General features: G+C 55.3%; 12 protein-coding genes and 3 rRNA genes. 12 read left to right on the top strand and 3 right to left on the bottom strand.

Annotated features, from left to right (window positions below):
- The first annotated feature begins 481 nt into the window (after window positions 1-481).
- The 7 genes from O1722_RS21810 to aceK all read left to right on the top strand — a co-directional run bounded on the left by O1722_RS21810 (window position 482) and on the right by aceK (window position 11,589).
- Window positions 482-2,023, top strand: a 16S ribosomal RNA gene (locus O1722_RS21810).
- Window positions 2,024-2,221: 198 nt separating this feature from the next.
- Window positions 2,222-5,126 (top strand): 23S ribosomal RNA (locus tag O1722_RS21805).
- A 188-nt stretch (window positions 5,127-5,314) separates the two neighbouring features.
- Window positions 5,315-5,430: ribosomal RNA gene (gene rrf / locus O1722_RS21800) — 5S ribosomal RNA — on the top strand.
- The 16S, 23S and 5S rRNA genes sit together here, the layout of an rRNA operon.
- A gap of 218 nt (window positions 5,431-5,648) precedes the next feature.
- Window positions 5,649-6,578: a homoserine O-acetyltransferase MetA gene (metA, locus tag O1722_RS21795; RefSeq protein WP_017382604.1), complete on the top strand. Its 930-nt coding sequence runs from the start codon at window positions 5,649-5,651 to the stop codon at window positions 6,576-6,578.
- Between the two features lie 270 nt (window positions 6,579-6,848).
- A complete protein-coding gene (gene aceB, locus O1722_RS21790) occupies window positions 6,849-8,450 on the top strand; it encodes a malate synthase A (protein WP_032646862.1) in 1,602 nt (533 codons plus the stop codon).
- Between the two features lie 31 nt (window positions 8,451-8,481).
- A complete protein-coding gene (gene aceA / locus O1722_RS21785; protein WP_017694726.1) occupies window positions 8,482-9,786 on the top strand; it encodes an isocitrate lyase in 1,305 nt (434 codons plus the stop codon).
- A gap of 51 nt (window positions 9,787-9,837) precedes the next feature.
- A complete protein-coding gene (gene aceK / locus O1722_RS21780; RefSeq protein ID WP_058686525.1) occupies window positions 9,838-11,589 on the top strand; it encodes a bifunctional isocitrate dehydrogenase kinase/phosphatase in 1,752 nt (583 codons plus the stop codon).
- 23 nt (window positions 11,590-11,612) lie between these two features.
- On the opposite strand, the gene iclR is transcribed toward aceK, so the two are convergent.
- Window positions 11,613-12,440: a glyoxylate bypass operon transcriptional repressor IclR gene (iclR, locus tag O1722_RS21775; protein ID WP_003860353.1), complete on the bottom strand. Its 828-nt coding sequence runs from the start codon at window positions 12,438-12,440 to the stop codon at window positions 11,613-11,615.
- Between the two features lie 193 nt (window positions 12,441-12,633).
- On the opposite strand from iclR, the gene metH reads away from it, so the two are divergent.
- The 5 genes from metH (at window position 12,634) to rluF (ending at window position 19,698) form a co-directional block, all read left to right on the top strand.
- Window positions 12,634-16,317 (top strand): methionine synthase, encoded by a 3,684-nt coding sequence (gene metH, locus O1722_RS21770; RefSeq protein ID WP_033488119.1) that lies wholly within the window; start codon window positions 12,634-12,636, stop codon window positions 16,315-16,317.
- A 116-nt stretch (window positions 16,318-16,433) separates the two neighbouring features.
- A complete protein-coding gene (locus O1722_RS21765) occupies window positions 16,434-18,065 on the top strand; it encodes a Na/Pi cotransporter family protein (RefSeq protein WP_003860350.1) in 1,632 nt (543 codons plus the stop codon).
- A 95-nt stretch (window positions 18,066-18,160) separates the two neighbouring features.
- Entirely contained in the window at window positions 18,161-18,454 is a 294-nt protein-coding gene (locus O1722_RS21760) for a type II toxin-antitoxin system CcdA family antitoxin (protein ID WP_017382609.1), read from the top strand.
- Entirely contained in the window at window positions 18,454-18,771 is a 318-nt protein-coding gene (locus tag O1722_RS21755; protein WP_017382610.1) for a CcdB family protein, read from the top strand. The genes O1722_RS21760 and O1722_RS21755 overlap by 1 nt, the downstream gene beginning before the upstream one ends.
- A 54-nt stretch (window positions 18,772-18,825) precedes the next feature.
- Entirely contained in the window at window positions 18,826-19,698 is an 873-nt protein-coding gene (gene rluF, locus O1722_RS21750; RefSeq protein WP_003860347.1) for a 23S rRNA pseudouridine(2604) synthase RluF, read from the top strand.
- Here rluF and O1722_RS21745 read toward each other — a convergent pair whose 3' ends face one another.
- Complete coding sequence (locus O1722_RS21745; protein ID WP_032668823.1) at window positions 19,699-19,971, bottom strand: YjbD family protein; 273 nt, start codon at window positions 19,969-19,971, stop codon at window positions 19,699-19,701.
- 50 nt (window positions 19,972-20,021) lie between these two features.
- On the bottom strand, window positions 20,022-20,966 hold the full coding sequence (gene panS, locus O1722_RS21740; protein WP_015570166.1) for a ketopantoate/pantoate/pantothenate transporter PanS: 945 nt from the start codon (window positions 20,964-20,966) through the stop codon (window positions 20,022-20,024).
- Window positions 20,967-20,973 lie beyond the last annotated feature (7 nt).

The following is a 20,973-nucleotide window of genomic DNA, read 5'->3' as shown; positions in this document are numbered from 1 at the left end:
CATCCTTGTGAAGCGCGAGCATTTTAACGAAAACGTTTGCGCAACGCTCGCACATTTTTACTTTTTCGTATCATTGTGGATAAGTCTGTGTGTAAAAAGGTATAAGGCGGGGTTTTGCTGTGGAATGCAGCAGTCAGTCATTTTTCTGTCATTTAGCGGTTGCGGCCTGCGGAGAACTCCCTATAATGCGCCTCCATCGACACGGCGGATGTGAATCACTTCACAAACAACCCGGTCGGTTGAAGAGAAAAAATCCTGAAATAACGGGTTGACTCTGAAAGAGGAAAGCGTAATATACGCCACCTCGCGACAGAGCGCTGAAGCGCGTCGCAACTGCTCTTTAACAATTTATCAGACAATCTGTGTGGGCACTCAAAGTGACATGGATTCTTAATGTCCTCGGACACTAAATGAATACCAAGTCTCAACGAGTGAACACGTAATTCATTACGAAGTTTAATTCATTGAGCATCAAACTTTTAAATTGAAGAGTTTGATCATGGCTCAGATTGAACGCTGGCGGCAGGCCTAACACATGCAAGTCGAACGGTAACAGGAAGCAGCTTGCTGCTTCGCTGACGAGTGGCGGACGGGTGAGTAATGTCTGGGAAACTGCCTGATGGAGGGGGATAACTACTGGAAACGGTAGCTAATACCGCATAACGTCGCAAGACCAAAGAGGGGGACCTTCGGGCCTCTTGCCATCGGATGTGCCCAGATGGGATTAGCTAGTAGGTGGGGTAACGGCTCACCTAGGCGACGATCCCTAGCTGGTCTGAGAGGATGACCAGCCACACTGGAACTGAGACACGGTCCAGACTCCTACGGGAGGCAGCAGTGGGGAATATTGCACAATGGGCGCAAGCCTGATGCAGCCATGCCGCGTGTATGAAGAAGGCCTTCGGGTTGTAAAGTACTTTCAGCGGGGAGGAAGGCGATAAGGTTAATAACCTTGTCGATTGACGTTACCCGCAGAAGAAGCACCGGCTAACTCCGTGCCAGCAGCCGCGGTAATACGGAGGGTGCAAGCGTTAATCGGAATTACTGGGCGTAAAGCGCACGCAGGCGGTCTGTCAAGTCGGATGTGAAATCCCCGGGCTCAACCTGGGAACTGCATTCGAAACTGGCAGGCTAGAGTCTTGTAGAGGGGGGTAGAATTCCAGGTGTAGCGGTGAAATGCGTAGAGATCTGGAGGAATACCGGTGGCGAAGGCGGCCCCCTGGACAAAGACTGACGCTCAGGTGCGAAAGCGTGGGGAGCAAACAGGATTAGATACCCTGGTAGTCCACGCCGTAAACGATGTCGACTTGGAGGTTGTGCCCTTGAGGCGTGGCTTCCGGAGCTAACGCGTTAAGTCGACCGCCTGGGGAGTACGGCCGCAAGGTTAAAACTCAAATGAATTGACGGGGGCCCGCACAAGCGGTGGAGCATGTGGTTTAATTCGATGCAACGCGAAGAACCTTACCTACTCTTGACATCCAGAGAACTTTCCAGAGATGGATTGGTGCCTTCGGGAACTCTGAGACAGGTGCTGCATGGCTGTCGTCAGCTCGTGTTGTGAAATGTTGGGTTAAGTCCCGCAACGAGCGCAACCCTTATCCTTTGTTGCCAGCGGTCCGGCCGGGAACTCAAAGGAGACTGCCAGTGATAAACTGGAGGAAGGTGGGGATGACGTCAAGTCATCATGGCCCTTACGAGTAGGGCTACACACGTGCTACAATGGCGCATACAAAGAGAAGCGACCTCGCGAGAGCAAGCGGACCTCATAAAGTGCGTCGTAGTCCGGATTGGAGTCTGCAACTCGACTCCATGAAGTCGGAATCGCTAGTAATCGTGGATCAGAATGCCACGGTGAATACGTTCCCGGGCCTTGTACACACCGCCCGTCACACCATGGGAGTGGGTTGCAAAAGAAGTAGGTAGCTTAACCTTCGGGAGGGCGCTTACCACTTTGTGATTCATGACTGGGGTGAAGTCGTAACAAGGTAACCGTAGGGGAACCTGCGGTTGGATCACCTCCTTACCTTAAAGAACCTGCCTTTGTAGTGCTCACACAGATTGTCTGATGAATGATGAACTTCTGAATGTACTTTTGAGTGCATTAAGAAGTTTTGCTCTTTAAAAATCTGGATCAAGCTGAAAATTGAAACGACACACAGCTCATGTGTGTTCGAGTCTCTCAAATTTTCGCAATCAGAAGTGAAACATCTTCGGGTTGTGAGGTTAAGCGACTAAGCGTACACGGTGGATGCCCTGGCAGTCAGAGGCGATGAAGGACGTGCTAATCTGCGAAAAGCGCCGGCGAGGTGATATGAACCCTTGACCCGGCGATGTCCGAATGGGGAAACCCAGTGCAATTCGTTGCACTATCGTTAACTGAATACATAGGTTAACGAGGCGAACCGGGGGAACTGAAACATCTAAGTACCCCGAGGAAAAGAAATCAACCGAGATTCCCCCAGTAGCGGCGAGCGAACGGGGAGCAGCCCGGAGTCTGAATCAGCTTGTGTGTTAGTGGAACGGTCTGGAAAGTCCGACGGTACAGGGTGATAGTCCCGTACACGAAAATGCACATGCTGTGAACTCGAAGAGTAGGGCGGGACACGTGGTATCCTGTCTGAATATGGGGGGACCATCCTCCAAGGCTAAATACTCCTGACTGACCGATAGTGAACCAGTACCGTGAGGGAAAGGCGAAAAGAACCCCGGCGAGGGGAGTGAAAAAGAACCTGAAACCGTGTACGTACAAGCAGTGGGAGCCTCTTTATGGGGTGACTGCGTACCTTTTGTATAATGGGTCAGCGACTTATATTCTGTAGCAAGGTTAACCGTATAGGGGAGCCGAAGGGAAACCGAGTCTTAACTGGGCGTTAAGTTGCAGGGTATAGACCCGAAACCCGGTGATCTAGCCATGGGCAGGTTGAAGGTTGGGTAACACTAACTGGAGGACCGAACCGACTAATGTTGAAAAATTAGCGGATGACCTGTGGCTGGGGGTGAAAGGCCAATCAAACCGGGAGATAGCTGGTTCTCCCCGAAAGCTATTTAGGTAGCGCCTCGTGAACTCATCTTCGGGGGTAGAGCACTGTTTCGGCTAGGGGGCCATCCCGGCTTACCAACCCGATGCAAACTACGAATACCGAAGAATGTTATCACGGGAGACACACGGCGGGTGCTAACGTCCGTCGTGAAGAGGGAAACAACCCAGACCGCCAGCTAAGGTCCCAAAGTCATGGTTAAGTGGGAAACGATGTGGGAAGGCACAGACAGCCAGGATGTTGGCTTAGAAGCAGCCATCATTTAAAGAAAGCGTAATAGCTCACTGGTCGAGTCGGCCTGCGCGGAAGATGTAACGGGGCTAAACCATGCACCGAAGCTGCGGCAGCGACACTATGTGTTGTTGGGTAGGGGAGCGTTCTGTAAGCCGTTGAAGGTGTGCTGTGAGGCATGCTGGAGGTATCAGAAGTGCGAATGCTGACATAAGTAACGATAAAGCGGGTGAAAAGCCCGCTCGCCGGAAGACCAAGGGTTCCTGTCCAACGTTAATCGGGGCAGGGTGAGTCGACCCCTAAGGCGAGGCCGAAAGGCGTAGTCGATGGGAAACAGGTTAATATTCCTGTACTTGGTGTTACTGCGAAGGGGGGACGGAGAAGGCTATGTCAGCCGGGCGACGGTTGTCCCGGTTTAAGCATGTAGGCGGAGGTTCCAGGTAAATCCGGTACCTTATTAACGCTGAGGTGTGATGACGAGGCACTACGGTGCTGAAGTGATAAATGCCCTGCTTCCAGGAAAAGCCTCTAAGCATCAGGTAACACGAAATCGTACCCCAAACCGACACAGGTGGTCAGGTAGAGAATACCAAGGCGCTTGAGAGAACTCGGGTGAAGGAACTAGGCAAAATGGTGCCGTAACTTCGGGAGAAGGCACGCTGATGTGTAGGTGAAGCCCCTGCGGGCGGAGCTGAAATCAGTCGAAGATACCAGCTGGCTGCAACTGTTTATTAAAAACACAGCACTGTGCAAACACGAAAGTGGACGTATACGGTGTGACGCCTGCCCGGTGCCGGAAGGTTAATTGATGGGGTTAGCGGCAACGCGAAGCTCTTGATCGAAGCCCCGGTAAACGGCGGCCGTAACTATAACGGTCCTAAGGTAGCGAAATTCCTTGTCGGGTAAGTTCCGACCTGCACGAATGGCGTAATGATGGCCAGGCTGTCTCCACCCGAGACTCAGTGAAATTGAACTCGCTGTGAAGATGCAGTGTACCCGCGGCAAGACGGAAAGACCCCGTGAACCTTTACTATAGCTTGACACTGAACACTGGTCCTTGATGTGTAGGATAGGTGGGAGGCTTTGAAGCGTGGACGCCAGTCTGCGTGGAGCCAACCTTGAAATACCACCCTTTAATGGCTGGTGTTCTAACGTAGACCCGTAATCCGGGTTGCGGACAGTGTCTGGTGGGTAGTTTGACTGGGGCGGTCTCCTCCCAAAGAGTAACGGAGGAGCACGAAGGTTGGCTAATCCTGGTCGGACATCAGGAGGTTAGTGCAATGGCATAAGCCAGCTTGACTGCGAGCGTGACGGCGCGAGCAGGTGCGAAAGCAGGTCATAGTGATCCGGTGGTTCTGAATGGAAGGGCCATCGCTCAACGGATAAAAGGTACTCCGGGGATAACAGGCTGATACCGCCCAAGAGTTCATATCGACGGCGGTGTTTGGCACCTCGATGTCGGCTCATCACATCCTGGGGCTGAAGTAGGTCCCAAGGGTATGGCTGTTCGCCATTTAAAGTGGTACGCGAGCTGGGTTTAGAACGTCGTGAGACAGTTCGGTCCCTATCTGCCGTGGGCGCTGGAGAATTGAGGGGGGCTGCTCCTAGTACGAGAGGACCGGAGTGGACGCATCACTGGTGTTCGGGTTGTCATGCCAATGGCACTGCCCGGTAGCTAAATGCGGAAGAGATAAGTGCTGAAAGCATCTAAGCACGAAACTTGCCCCGAGATGAGTTCTCCCTGAGACTTTAAGTCTCCTGAAGGAACGTTAAAGACGATGACGTTGATAGGTCGGGTGTGTAAGCGCAGCGATGCGTTGAGCTAACCGATACTAATGAACCGTGAGGCTTAACCTTACAACGCCGAAGGTGTTTTGGCGAAGAGACGAAATTTTCAGCTTAGATTCAGAGTCCGAAGGATTTTGCGCTGAGACAAGGCGGCAAACGAAGGAAAGGAAGGAGCATACTGAGGTATGTGACTGACTTTACGAGAGCAGCCAACGCAGTATCAGTGCGAAAGACACAGGACAGAGCACAGGAATTTGCCTGGCGGCTTTAGCGCGGTGGTCCCACCTGACCCCATGCCGAACTCAGAAGTGAAACGCCGTAGCGCCGATGGTAGTGTGGGGTCTCCCCATGTGAGAGTAGGGAACTGCCAGGCATCAATTAAGAAGAACCCCGTACCGTAAGGTGCGGGGTTTTTTGCTTTGCACGTTCTGAAAAGTCGGGTGGTGGCCCAGCCTTACCCGCCCTACATGCTTTTCCTCCTTGAAACTTTCTCACCTTTCGCTTGCAGACTCGACATTAACCCCGTTTCTGGGTATCGTTAGCTGTCTGGATGTCTAAACGTTTATACGTATGCTGTGAGGATTTAAGGTTATGCCGATTCGGGTGCAGGACGAGCTACCAGCCGTCAATTTCTTGCGTGAAGAGAATGTCTTCGTAATGACAACTTCGCGTGCTTCTGGTCAGGAAATTCGCCCGCTGAAGGTGCTGATCCTTAATCTGATGCCAAAGAAGATCGAAACGGAGAACCAGTTCCTGCGTTTGCTCTCCAACTCTCCGCTTCAGGTTGATATCCAGCTGCTGCGCATTGACGCGCGTGAGTCACGCAACACGCCTGCTGAGCATCTGAATAACTTCTACTGTAATTTTGAAGATATTCGCGATGAGAATTTCGATGGACTGATCGTCACCGGCGCACCGCTGGGTCTGGTGGAATTTAATGACGTTGCCTACTGGCCACAGATCAGGCAGGTGCTGGAGTGGGCAAAAGATCACGTCACGTCCACCTTGTTTGTCTGTTGGGCGGTACAGGCCGCGCTGAATATCCTCTATGGCATTCCCAAGCAAACCCGCAGCGACAAACTTTCTGGCGTATACGAACACCACATTCTTCACCCGCATGCGCTGCTGACGCGTGGTTTCGATGACACTTTCCTGGCCCCGCATTCTCGCTACGCCGATTTTCCGGCACAGCTGATCCGCGATTACACCGACCTGGAAATCCTGGCCGAAACGGAAGACGGCGATGCCTACCTGTTCGCCAGTAAAGACAAACGCATCGCGTTCGTTACCGGCCATCCTGAGTACGATCCGCATACCCTCGCCTCAGAGTATTTTCGTGACGTTGAAGCGGGTCTGAATCCGGATGTCCCGTACAACTATTTCCCGAAAAATGATCCGCAAAACACGCCTCGGGCAACCTGGCGTAGCCACGGAAATTTGCTGTTTACCAACTGGCTCAACTATTACGTCTACCAGATTACGCCGTACGATCTGCGCCACATGAATCCGACGCTGGAGTAATCGTCTGCATTAAACGATCCTAAAGCGTTTCAGCTATTCAGATCAGGCACCTTCGGGTGCCTTTTTTATTTCCGAAATCCAACTCAACATCGAAGAAAACTTTAATCCCATATTAATCATGCAGTTGCGATTAGATATAAATTAAAATGGAAATTGTTTTTGATTTTGGAAAAATTATAGATAGTCTTAATTCTGCTGAGCGAAAACTACACAACGATCTTTCGCTCGCGTCGGGGGCGTGATTTTGGATCTTTGATGAGGAGCAGAACGATGACTCAACAGGCAACAACGGTCGATGAACTGACCTTTACCCAGCCGAATGGTGAACAAGAACAGCAAGTTTTGACGGCAGAAGCGGTAGAGTTTCTGACTGAACTGGTGACTCGCTTTACGCCACAGCGTAATAAACTGCTGGCGGCGCGCATTCATCAACAGCAGGAGATCGATAACGGCAAGTTGCCAGGGTTTATTTCGGAAACCGCTTCCATTCGTCATGGTGAATGGAAAATTCGCGGAATCCCTGAAGATTTACAGGATCGTCGCGTAGAGATCACCGGTCCGGTAGAGCGCAAAATGGTGATCAACGCCATGAATGCCAACGTCAAAGTATTTATGGCGGACTTCGAAGATTCCCTCGCGCCGGACTGGCAGAAAGTTATCGACGGGCAGATCAACCTGCGCGACGCCGTCAACGGCACCATCAGCTATACCAACGAAGCCGGTAAAATTTACCAGCTCAAACCGAATCCGGCGGTGCTGATCTGCCGCGTACGCGGTCTGCATTTGCCAGAAAAACACGTCACCTGGCGCGGAGAAGCGATTCCGGGCAGCCTGTTCGACTTTGCGCTGTACTTCTTTCACAACTATAAAAACCTGCTGGCGAAAGGCAGCGGCCCCTATTTCTATCTGCCGAAAACCCAGTCCTGGCAGGAAGCGGCGTGGTGGAGTGAAGTCTTCAGCTACGCAGAAGACCGCTTTGGCCTGCCGCGCGGCACCATTAAGGCCACGCTGCTGATTGAAACCCTGCCTGCCGTATTCCAGATGCATGAGATCCTCCATGCGCTGCGTGACCATATTGTGGGCCTGAACTGCGGCCGTTGGGATTACATCTTCAGCTACATCAAAACCCTGAAAAACCATACCGACCGGGTATTGCCGGATCGTCAGGTTGTCACCATGGATAAACCGTTCCTCAGCGCCTACTCGCGCCTGCTGATTAAGACCTGCCACAAACGCGGTGCCTTTGCGATGGGCGGTATGGCGGCGTTTATCCCGAGCAAAGACGCAGAGCGTAACAATCAGGTGCTCAACAAGGTGAAAGCCGATAAAGAGCTGGAAGCCCGTAATGGCCACGACGGGACGTGGATTGCCCATCCTGGTCTGGCCGATACGGCGATGGAAGTCTTTAACCGCGTACTCGGCGACAACAAAAACCAGCTGTTTGTCACCCGTGAAGACGATGCGCCAATCGCAGAAGAACAGTTGCTGGCGCCTTGTGCGGGCGAACGCACGGAAGAGGGGATGCGCGCCAACATTCGCGTCGCCGTGCAGTACATCGAGGCATGGATCTCAGGCAACGGCTGCGTGCCGATCTACGGCCTGATGGAAGATGCCGCCACGGCGGAAATTTCACGTACCTCCATCTGGCAGTGGATCCATCATCAAAAAACGCTCAGCAACGGCAAACCGGTAACCAAAGCCCTGTTCCGTCAGATGCTGGCCGAAGAGATGCGGGTCATCCAGGACGAACTGGGCGAGCACCGCTTCAGCAGTGGGCGTTTTGACGATGCCGCACGTCTGATGGAGCAAATCACCACCTCTGATGACTTAATCGACTTCCTGACCCTGCCGGGCTACCGCTTCCTGGCGTAATTCACCACATAACAATATGGAGCATCTGCACATGAAAACCCGTACCCAACAGATCGAAGAGTTACAAAAAGAGTGGACCCAACCGCGCTGGGAAGGCATTCGCCGTCCGTACAGCGCAGAGGAAGTGGTGAAGTTACGCGGCTCGGTTAACCCGGAATGTACGCTGGCGCAGAACGGCGCGGCGAAAATGTGGGATCTGCTGCATGGGGGGTCTAAAAAAGGCTATATCAACAGCCTCGGCGCGCTGACCGGCGGTCAGGCATTGCAGCAGGCGAAGGCCGGCATTGAGGCTATCTATCTTTCCGGCTGGCAGGTCGCGGCGGATGCTAACCTTGCCTCCAGCATGTATCCGGATCAATCTCTTTATCCGGCGAACTCGGTGCCGTCAGTGGTGGATCGGATCAACAATACCTTCCGTCGTGCGGATCAGATCCAGTGGGCCGCGGGTATCGAACCCCACGATCCGCGTTTTATCGACTATTTCCTGCCGATCGTCGCCGATGCGGAAGCCGGTTTCGGCGGCGTGCTGAACGCCTTTGAGCTGATGAAATCCATGATTGAGGCCGGTGCAGCGGCCGTTCACTTTGAAGATCAACTGGCGTCGGTGAAGAAGTGCGGGCATATGGGCGGGAAAGTGCTGGTGCCAACCCAGGAAGCGATCCAGAAGCTGGTTGCCGCGCGTCTGGCTGCTGACGTGCTCGGCGTGCCGACGCTGGTGATTGCCCGTACCGATGCTGACGCGGCGGACCTGATCACCTCTGACTGCGACCCGTATGACAGCGAATTCATTACCGGCGAACGTACCAGCGAAGGGTTCTATCGCACACATGCCGGTATTGAACAGGCGATCAGCCGCGGCCTGGCGTATGCCCCTTACGCCGACCTGGTCTGGTGTGAAACCTCCACGCCGGATCTGGCGCTGGCGAAGCGCTTTGCCGATGCGATTCATGCGAAGTATCCGGGCAAGCTGCTGGCCTATAACTGTTCGCCGTCCTTCAACTGGCAAAAGAATCTGGACGATACGACCATCGCCAGCTTCCAGCAGCAATTGTCAGATATGGGCTACAAGTACCAGTTCATCACCCTGGCGGGTATCCACAGCATGTGGTTCAACATGTTCGACCTGGCGCACGCCTACGCGCAGGGCGAAGGCATGAAGCACTACGTTGAGAAGGTACAGCAGCCAGAATTTGCGGCGGGCAAAGAGGGATATACCTTCGTTTCGCACCAGCAGGAAGTGGGGACCGGCTACTTCGATAATGTGACCACGATTATTCAGGGCGGGACCTCCTCCGTCACGGCATTAACGGGCTCAACGGAAGAAGCACAGTTCTAATCTTTTCCCCCTCTCCCCCCTCGGGGAGAGGGTTGGGGTGAGGGGGAATTTATGTCGCGTGGTCTGGAATTACTGATTGCCCAAACTATTTTGCAGGGCTTCGATGCCCAGTATGGCCGCTTTCTGGAAGTCACCTCCGGCGCGCAACAGCGTTTTGAGCACGCCGACTGGCATGCGGTTCAGCAGGCCATGAAGCAGCGTATCCATCTTTATGATCACCACGTAGGTCTGGTGGTGGAGCAACTGCGCTGTATCACCGACGGTAAAAGCCCGGATGCGGAATTTTTACTGCGCGTGAAAGAGCATTACACCCATCTGTTACCCGACTACCCGCGCTTCGAGATTGCGGAGAGCTTTTTCAACTCCGTCTATTGCCGGTTATTTGACCATCGCTCATTATCTCCTGAGCGGTTATTTATCTTCAGCTCCCAGCCGGAGCGCCGCTTCCGTACCATTCCGCGTCCGCTGGCGAAAGATTTCTTTCCCGATCGCGGCTGGGAAAAGCTCCTGCACCGCGTCTTAACGGATTTGCCGCTGCGCCTGCCGTGGGAGAATAAACCCCGGGATATCGGCTATATCCACGCATATCTCAGTGAAACCTTCGGCGAGGCGGTGCTCAGCCGCAGCCATTTGCAGGTTGCCAACGAGCTTTTCTACCGGAATAAGGCCGCCTGGCTGGTGGGCAAACTGGTTACGCCGACAGCTATCGTGCCGTTTCTGCTACCCATTCACCGTACCGACGACGGGGAACTGTTTGTCGATACCTGCCTGACTACCAGCGCTGAGGCCAGTATCGTATTTGGCTTCGCCCGTTCCTATTTCATGGTCTATGCCCCACTGCCTGCCGCCTTGGTGGAGTGGCTGCGCGAGATCCTGCCGGGCAAAACCACCGCCGAGCTGTATATGGCGATTGGCTGTCAGAAGCATGCCAAAACGGAAAGTTATCGGGAATACCTGCGTTATGTCACCACGGCTGATGAGCAGTTTATCGAAGCGCCGGGGATCCGCGGCATGGTGATGCTGGTTTTCACACTGCCGGGCTTCGACCGCGTGTTTAAGGTGATTAAGGATAAATTTGCCCCGCAGAAAGAGATGACCGCCGCTCACGTCCGCGCCTGCTATCAGCTGGTTAAAGAGCACGATCGCGTCGGGCGAATGGCGGATACCCAGGAGTTTGAAAACTTTGTGCTGGATAAGCAGCAGATCGATCCGTCGCTGATGTCGCTGCTAATGCAGGAAGCGCCGACGAAAATTACCGATCTTGGCGATAAGATTGCGATTAGCCATCTCTACATCGAACGCCGGATGGTGCCGCTAAATATCTGGCTGGAGCAATCCGAAGGCCAGGCTTTACGAGACGCCATTGAAGAGTACGGCAATGCGATTCGCCAGCTCGCCGCCGCCAATATTTTCCCCGGCGACATGCTGTTTAAAAACTTCGGCGTCACCCGTCACGGGCGGGTGGTGTTCTACGATTACGATGAAATTTGCTACATGACCGAGGTGAACTTCCGCGATATCCCGCCGCCGCGCTACCCGGAAGATGAACTGTCCAGCGAGCCGTGGTACAGCGTATCGCCGGGCGATGTGTTTCCGGAGGAGTTTCGCCACTGGCTTTGTGCCGACCCGCGCATCGGGCCGCTATTCGAAGAGATGCATGCCGATCTGTTCCGCGCCAGCTACTGGCGCGGGCTGCAAACGCGAATCAAAAATGGGCACGTGGAAGATGTCTATGCTTACCGCCGCAAGCAGCGGTTTTGCACACGCTTTTCTCCCTCTCCCTGTGGGAGAGGGCCGGGGTGAGGGCATCAGGCGGCAATGCACGTTTAACGAATCCCACCGTACGCCAGCGTCACCTCTTTCGCGGCCTTAATCACCATCGCGCCCAGCTCGGTGACGCGGTCGTCGGTCATACGTGAAATCGGCCCGGAGATGGAGATGGCGGCAAACGGCTCGCGGTGCTCGTCAAAAATACAGGATGCCAGGCAGCGCAGGCCCAGCGCATGCTCCTCATCATCAAACGAATAGCCGCGCTTGCGGGTCAGGGCTAGATCTTCTTTCAGATGCACGGGCGACACCAGCGTGGCGTGAGTATAGGCGTGCAGCCCTTTACGGTGCAGCAGCCCCGTTACCTGCTCTTCGCTCAGCTGCGAGAGAAACGCTTTCCCTGCGCCAGAGGCGTGCATCGGCAGCTTGCCGCCAATCGGTGCGGACATGCGCATCAGCTGTGTACACTGCACCTGGTCGATGATAATCGCCTGGTGATCGCTCTGATCCAGCACGGCCAGGTTTACCGTCTCGCCGGACTCCTCCATTAGCTTGCGCAGAATCGGGTGGACAATCGCCAGCAGGTTGCGGCTTTGCAGGAAGCTGCTGCCGACAATAAATGCATGCGCCCCCACCGCCCAGTGTCCCAGCTCGCCCACCTGACGCACGAAGCCCAGCTGCTGCATGGTGGTCAGCAGACGGTGCGTGGTGGAGTTCGGCAGGCCAGCCTGCTGCGCCAGCTCCGTCAGGGCCACGCTACCATGCGATTCGGCTATCCATTCCAGCAGCTTCAGGCCGCGCGTCAGGGATTGAACCTGTCCGCCAGGTTGTGCAGCGGTGGTTGCAGCAGGTTTTCTGCCGCGTTTAGCGGGAACGGTCGTAACCATGACGAACTCCTTTTTCTGTATCGTGGAAATCATTTTCGTTTTATTTGGTGGTTTTGCAACCGCTTTCCTGACTGATCGGAGGAGTGATAGTGAACATGTCTCATGTTACCGCTGTGTGACTTTTCGACCCTGCGAGATTATGCCAGTATGGAACGCAGCCTTTTGGCCTTGTTGAGCGTTGTCGGGAGCAAGTGTGAGCAGCAAAGTAGAGCAACTGCGTGCGCAGTTAAATGAACGAATTGTGGTGCTGGACGGCGGCATGGGCACCATGATCCAGGGCTATCGTCTGAGTGAAGACGATTTCCGCGGCGAGCGCTTTGCCGACTGGCCTTGTGACCTGAAAGGGAACAATGACCTGCTGGTGTTAAGCAAACCGTCTGTTATCAGGGATATCCACAACGCTTACTTCGAAGCGGGTGCGGATATTGTTGAAACCAACACCTTCAACTCGACAACCATCGCCATGGCGGATTACCAGATGGAATCCCTGTCGGCGGAGATCAACTTTGAAGCGGCGAAGCTGGCGCGCGCCTGCGCCGACGAATGGACGGCCCGTACGCCGGACAAGCCGCGCTACGTAGCCGGGGTGCTGGGCCCAACCAACCGCACCGCGTCGATTTCACCGGACGTCAACGACCCGGCGTTTCGGAACATCACCTTTGACCAGCTGGTGGCCGCGTATCGTGAGTCCACTAAAGCGCTGGTGGAAGGCGGTTCCGATCTGATCCTGATTGAAACCGTATTCGACACCCTCAACGCCAAAGCGGCAATTTACGCGGTGAAAGAGGAGTTCGAGGCGCTGGGCGTTGACCTGCCGATCATGATTTCCGGCACCATCACTGACGCTTCTGGCCGTACACTGTCCGGCCAGACAACCGAAGCGTTTTATAACTCCCTGCGCCACGCCGAAGCGCTCTCCTTCGGCCTGAACTGCGCGCTGGGGCCGGACGAGCTGCGCCAGTACGTGCAGGAGCTTTCGCGCATCGCAGAGTGCTACGTCACCGCCCACCCGAACGCCGGTCTGCCGAACGCGTTTGGTGAGTACGATCTGGATGCCGACACCATGGCGGCGCAAATCCGCGAATGGGCCGAATCTGGTTTCCTCAACATCGTCGGCGGCTGCTGCGGCACCACACCTGAGCATATCGCCGCCATGAGCCGCGCCGTCGCCGGGCTTCCACCGCGCAAGCTACCCGAGCTTCCGGTAGCCTGTCGTCTGTCCGGCCTGGAGCCGTTGACCATCGGCGACGACAGCCTGTTTGTGAACGTGGGTGAACGTACTAACGTTACCGGTTCTGCGAAGTTCAAGCGCCTGATCAAAGAAGAGAAGTACAGCGAAGCGCTGGACGTTGCCCGCCAGCAGGTAGAAAGCGGCGCGCAGATCATCGATATCAACATGGACGAGGGGATGCTTGATGCCGAAGCGGCAATGGTGCGTTTCCTCAACCTGATTGCCGGTGAGCCGGATATCGCCCGCGTGCCGATCATGATTGACTCTTCCAAATGGGAAGTCATCGAAAAAGGGCTGAAGTGCATTCAGGGCAAAGGCATCGTTAACTCCATCTCGATGAAAGAGGGCGTCGATACCTTTATCCACCACGCGAAGCTGGTCCGTCGCTACGGAGCCGCCGTGGTGGTGATGGCCTTCGATGAAGTGGGCCAGGCCGATACCCGCGAGCGCAAGATTGAGATTTGCCGCCGCGCGTACAAAATTTTGACCGAAGAGGTGGGCTTCCCGCCGGAAGACATCATCTTCGACCCGAACATCTTCGCCGTCGCGACCGGCATCGAAGAGCACAACAACTACGCCCAGGACTTTATCGGCGCGTGTGAAGACATTAAACGCGAGCTACCGCATGCGCTGATCTCCGGCGGCGTGTCAAACGTGTCGTTCTCGTTCCGCGGCAACGACCCGGTGCGTGAGGCGATCCACGCCGTATTCCTCTACTACGCCATCCGCAACGGGATGGACATGGGGATCGTCAACGCCGGCCAGCTGGCAATTTACGACGATCTGCCAGCCGAGCTGCGCGACGCCGTAGAAGACGTGATCCTCAATCGTCGTGACGACGCCACCGAACGCATGCTGGATCTGGCGGAAAAATACCGCGGCAGTAAATCTGACGAATCAGCCAACGTTCAACAGGCCGAATGGCGCTCCTGGGATGTGAATAAGCGTCTGGAATACTCGCTGGTAAAAGGCATTACCGAGTTTATCGAGCAGGATACCGAGGAAGCGCGTCAGCAGGCCGCCCGTCCGATTGAAGTGATCGAAGGGCCGCTGATGGACGGTATGAACGTGGTCGGCGATCTGTTCGGCGAGGGCAAAATGTTCCTGCCGCAGGTGGTGAAATCCGCCCGCGTCATGAAGCAGGCGGTGGCGTATCTGGAACCCTTTATCGAAGCCAGCAAAGAGAAGGGCTCCAGTAACGGTAAAATGGTCATCGCCACCGTGAAGGGCGACGTACACGACATCGGCAAAAACATCGTTGGCGTGGTGTTGCAGTGTAATAACTACGAAATTATCGATCTTGGCGTGATGGTCCCGGCGGATAAAATCCTCAGGACCGCGCGCGAAGTGAATGCGGATCTGATTGGTCTTTCCGGGCTGATTACGCCTTCGCTTGACGAAATGGTCAACGTGGCAAAAGAGATGGAGCGCCAGGGCTTTACCATTCCGCTGCTGATTGGCGGGGCAACCACCTCGAAAGCCCACACGGCGGTGAAAATCGAGCAGAACTACAGTGGGCCGACGGTGTATGTTCAAAACGCCTCGCGCACCGTGGGCGTGGTCTCCGCGCTGCTGTCCGACACCCAGCGCGATGACTTTGTCGCCCGCACCCGCAAAGAGTATGAAACCGTCCGCATTCAGCATGGACGTAAGAAACCGCGCACGCCGCCGGTTTCGCTTCAGGCGGCGCGCGATAACGATCTGGCGTTCGACTGGTCCAGCTATACGCCGCCGGTCGCACACCGTCTGGGCGTGCAGGACGTGACGGCCAGCATCGAAACGCTGCGTAACTACATCGACTGGACGCCGTTCTTCATGACCTGGTCGCTGGCGGGCAAATATCCGCGCATTCTTGAAGATGAGGTGGTGGGCGAAGAGGCGAAGCGCCTGTTTAAAGATGCTAACGACATGCTCGACAGGCTGAGCGCAGAGAAAGCCCTCAACCCGCGCGGCGTGGTGGGGCTGTTCCCGGCGAACCGCGTGGGCGACGATGTGGAAATCTACCGCGATGAAACCCGCACCCACGTGCTGGCCGTGAGCCACCACCTGCGCCAGCAAACCGAGAAAGTGGGCTTTGCCAACTACTGCCTGGCGGATTTCGTCGCACCGAAACTCTCCGGTAAAGCCGACTATATCGGCGCCTTTGCCGTAACCGGTGGTCTGGAAGAAGACGCGCTGGCGGATGCGTACGACGCGCAGCACGATGTTTACAACAAAATCATGGTGAAAGCGATCGCCGACCGTCTGGCGGAAGCCTTCGCTGAATATCTGCATGAACGCGTACGTAAGGTTTACTGGGGCTACGCGGCGAATGAGAACCTCAGCAACGAGGAGCTGATCCGCGAAAACTACCAGGGCATTCGTCCGGCGCCGGGGTATCCGGCCTGCCCGGAACACACAGAAAAGGGCACTATCTGGAAGTTGCTGGACGTCGAAGCGCATACTGGCATGAAGCTCACCGAGTCGTTCGCCATGTGGCCGGGCGCGTCCGTTTCCGGCTGGTATTTCAGCCACCCGGACAGCAAGTACTTCGCCGTGGCACAGCTTCAGCGCGATCAGATTGAGGATTACGCCCTGCGTAAAGGCATGAGCGTGTCAGAGGTGGAACGCTGGCTGGCGCCGAATTTGGGCTACGACGCAGACTAACGTCACTTTTCCTTACAACAAACAGGGCACCGCTATGGTGCCTTGTCTCTTTCTTACGTTTAAACCCTTATACTGAACCTCAGGAAAACGAATAACGATAAGGAGGAATACCTACCGTGTTGACGTTGTTACACCTGCTCTCCGCAGTCGCACTGCTGGTATGGGGCACCCATATCGTTCGTACCGGCGTGATGCGCGTGTTTGGCGCACGTTTACGTACCGTTCTCAGCGGCAGCGTTGAGAAGAAGCCGCTCGCCTTCTGCGCGGGTATTGGCGTCACGGCGCTGGTGCAAAGCAGCAACGCCACCACCATGCTCGTCACCTCGTTCGTGGCGCAGGATCTGGTGGCGCTCGCCCCGGCGCTGGTGATTGTCCTTGGCGCCGACGTCGGTACCGCGCTGATGGCGCGTATCCTGACGTTCGATCTCTCCTGGCTGTCGCCACTGCTGATTTTTATCGGCGTCATTTTTTTCCTCGGCCGTAAGCAAAGCCGTGCCGGGCAGCTTGGCCGCGTCGGTATTGGCCTCGGGCTGATCCTGCTGGCACTGGAGCTGATTGTGCAGGCTGTCACGCCGATCACCCAGGCCAACGGTGTGCAGGTCATCTTCGCCTCGTTAACCGGCGATATTATGCTGGATGCGCTGATCGGCGCGGTATTCGCCATCGTCAGCTACTCCAGCCTGGCAGCGGTCCTGCTGACGGCGACCTTAACCGCCGCAGGGGTAATTTCCTTCCCGGTGGCGCTGTGCCTGGTGATCGGTGCCAACCTCGGCTCTGGCCTGCTGGCGATGCTCAACAACAGCGCCGCCAACGCTGCCGCCCGCCGGGTGGCGCTGGGGAGTTTACTGTTTAAGCTGGTGGGTAGCCTGATCATTCTGCCGTTTGTGCACCCGCTGGCGAACCTGATGGATAATCTCTCTCTGCCGAAAGCGGAGCTGGTGATCTACTTCCACGTCTTCTACAACCTGGTGCGCTGTCTGGCGATGGTGCCGTTTGCCGCGCCGATGGCCCGCTTCTGCGAGCGGCTTATTCGTGATGAACCGGAGCTGGACGCGCGCCTTAAACCGAAGCATCTGGACACCTCGGTGCTGGATACTCCTGCGCTGGCAATCGCCAATGCCGCCCGCGAAACGCTGCGCATGGGCGACGCGATGGAAACCATGCTGGAAGGGCTGCAAAAGGTGATGCACGGCGAGCCGCGCGAAGAAAAAGAGCTGCGCAGGCTGGCGGACGATATCAACGTGCTCTATACCGCCATCAAGCTCTATCTGGCGAGGATCCCCCAGGACGAGCTGGCGGAAGAGGAGTCGCGCCGCTGGGCGGAAATCATCGAGATGTCGCTTAACCTGGAGCAGGCTTCGGATATTGTCGAGCGTATGGGCAGTGAAATCGCAGACAAATCCCTGGCCGCACGCCGGGCGTTTTCTGTTGAAGGGCTGAAAGAGCTGGAAGCGCTGCACGAACAGCTGGTCAGCAACCTGAAGCTGGCGATGTCGGTCTTCTTCTCCAGCGACGTGCCGAGCGCGCGCCGCCTGCGCCGCAATAAGCATCGTTTCCGCATCCTTAATCGCCGCTACTCACACGCCCACGTTGAGCGTCTGCACCAGCAGAACGTGCAGAGTATCGAGACCAGCTCACTCCACCTGGGACTGCTGGGCGATATGAAGCGCCTGAACTCGTTGTTCTGTGCGGTGGCGTACAGCGTGATGGAGCAGCCGGATGAAGACGATGAGCGGGATGAGTATTAATCTCTGAAAGCGCCTCGCAAAACCCTTTTGTGAGGCGTGACACCTTCTAAAGAGCAATTCATTCTTAAGGCCTGACATTTTTAAGGGAATAGAAAATGCTCGTTTATTACGCTACACTTCGCCAATTCATGCGCATTCCAATGGGGGTTATCATGCGCACTACTAATGGCATTAAAAAATCAGTCAATGTTTCGTTAGCACCAGAAATTCTTGAAGAAGCGCGACGTCTTAAGCTCAATCTCTCTGCTGTACTCACGGCCGCTCTACAGGAGCAGTTTCGTGCGCATCAGCGCGCAGAGTGGTTAGCAGAAAATAAAGCGTCTATAGAGGCCATTAACCAGTGGGTTGATGAAAACGGCTCCTTTAGTGACTTTCAGAGGTCATTCTGATGGAGCAATATTTTGCTTATGCGAATGAAGGTAATGGGAAAAAAGCATATCCATGGCTTATTAATATGCAGCACCCTGTTGCTAATGTGATGAAACATGTACTGGTTGCTCCCGCCGTTGAATTAAGCCAGTTGGGCGGCATTCGTCCGCCTGCGAAAGTGTGCCCTGTCGTTGAAATCGCGGGTAAGTCCTGCGTTGTCATGATGCATATGCTGTCAGGCATCTCTTCAAAAGAGTTAGGTGAACGCGTTGCCGATCTTACTAACAGCAGTGCTTCATTGCGGGATGCACTCGATTTTCTGATCAGCGGTTACTAGGACTTTTTTGTCAGGCGCAAGGTAAGGTATATTTCGCCCTTCACAGGAGAAACTATGCTGCCAACTCAATCAACCCGATTAAACAAATACATTAGCGAGAGCGGGATCTGCTCACGTCGCGAGGCTGACCGTTACATTGAACAGGGTAACGTGTTTCTTAACGGCAAACGCGCCACCATTGGCGATCAGGTAGTGCCTGGCGATGTGGTGAAAGTGAATGGTCAGGTCATCGAACCGCGTGATGCCGAAGACCTGGTGTTTATCGCGTTGAACAAGCCGGTTGGGATTGTCAGCACTACGGAAGATGGCGAGCGGGACAACATTGTTGATTTCGTGAACCACAGCAGCCGTATCTTCCCGATTGGTCGCCTGGATAAGGACTCTCAGGGGTTAATTTTCCTGACTAATCACGGCGATCTGGTGAACAAAATTCTGCGTGCCGGTAACGACCATGAGAAAGAGTACATTGTTACGGTGAACAAGCCGGTCACGGACGAGTTCATCCGGGGAATGGGCGCAGGCGTGCCGATTCTGGGCACCGTGACGAAGAAGTGTAAAGTCAGAAAAGAGGCGCCGTTTGCGTTTCGTATCACGCTGGTGCAGGGCCTGAACCGCCAGATCCGCCGCATGTGCGAGTACTTCGGTTATGAAGTGACGAAGCTGGAACGCACGCGCATCATGAACGTCAGCCTGTCCGGGATCCCGCTGGGCGAGTGGCGTGACTTAACGGATGACGAGCTGATCGAGCTGTTCAAACTTATCGAGAACTCCTCGTCCGAAGCGAAGCCGAAAGCTAAAGCCAAACCGAAAACGCAGGCGATTAAGCGTCCGGTGGTGAAGGCGCCGCAGGCGGAAGAGAAAGGGCGAGGCAAGCCGGGCAACGGAAAACGCTTTACCCAGCCGGGGCGCAAAAAGAAAGGGCGCTGATTAGCGCCTTCCACGGGTTGATGTGCTGGCGGACCAGGAGAAGGTTGCCTCTGCATCAGGTTTATAAGCCTGCTCTTTTTTCAGCTTGCGGGCTTTTTTCGCCGCAGCATCACGTTGCGCCATCAGTTTATCGATGTACTCTTTTTTAACCTGATTGGTTTCGGCGTTCGTCAGCGTGCGGCCATGCGTGATGCGGGCGCGGTCGAGAAGCGTTTTCAGTTCGCGCTGCTCGGCTTCGGTCATGTCTTTCTGGGTCAAACGTGGTGTAGCCATTGCTGAAGCCTCCTGATGGGGAGGCTTCAGTGTAAAGCAAGCCGGGTCAATTAACCCTGTTTCACCGCATCTTTTTTCGGTTGGTCATCAATCGGCTTACCGGACCAGTATCCTGCTAACAGCGAACCGGACAGGTTGTGCCAGACAGAGAACAGCGCCCCCGGCAGCGCTGCCAGCGGTGAGAAGTAAATTTTACCCAGCGCCGCCGCCAGGCCGGAGTTCTGCATCCCCACTTCGATCGCCAGCGTGCGGCAGGTGGATTCGTCAAAGCCAAACAGCTTTCCGCCCCAGTAACCGCCCAGCAGACCAATAGTGTTATGCAGCACAACCGCGACGATCACCACAAAGCCCACCGAAGCAATGTGCGATGCGGAACCGGCTACCACGGCGCTGATAATGGCCAGAATGCAGACCATCGAAAACGCGGGCAGATACGGCTCAACCGCTTTCACCACCCGCGGGAAGAGATGGTGGATCACCAGCCCCAGCGCAATCGGGATCACCACGATTTGCAGGATGCTGAGCAGCATGCCCATCACGTCCACCTGGATATGCGCGTCGACGTACAGGCGGGTTAACAGAGGCGTGGCAATCACGCCCACCAGCGTGGAAACGGACGAGATGGTGACGGAGAGCGCCACGTCGCCTTTCGCCAGATAGATCATGACGTTAGATGCCGTACCGCTGGCGACGCTCCCCACCAGCACCATCCCGGCGGAAAGGTCGGGCGGCATCTTAAAGGCCATCGCCAGCAGCCAGGCCGCGAGCGGCATCACCAGGTAGTGCAGGAAAATCCCTGCGGCAACCGGTGCCGGGCGAGACAGCACGCGTTTGAAATCGTCAATTTTCAGATGCACGCCCATGCCGAACATAATCAGCATCAGCAGCGTGGTGACCCACGGACCAATGCCCGTGAACGTGGCAGGAGTGTAATACGCGAGTACAGAGAGCAGCAGCGCCCATAACGGGAACAGCCGGGTGATAGCGGAGAGCATAGTGAAT

The sequence above is a fragment of the Enterobacter cloacae complex sp. HYC003_NIDB genome (genome assembly GCF_056673375.1).
Note: the sequence above shows the minus strand (reverse complement) of the source record. Positions and strands in the feature narration are given on the sequence as shown.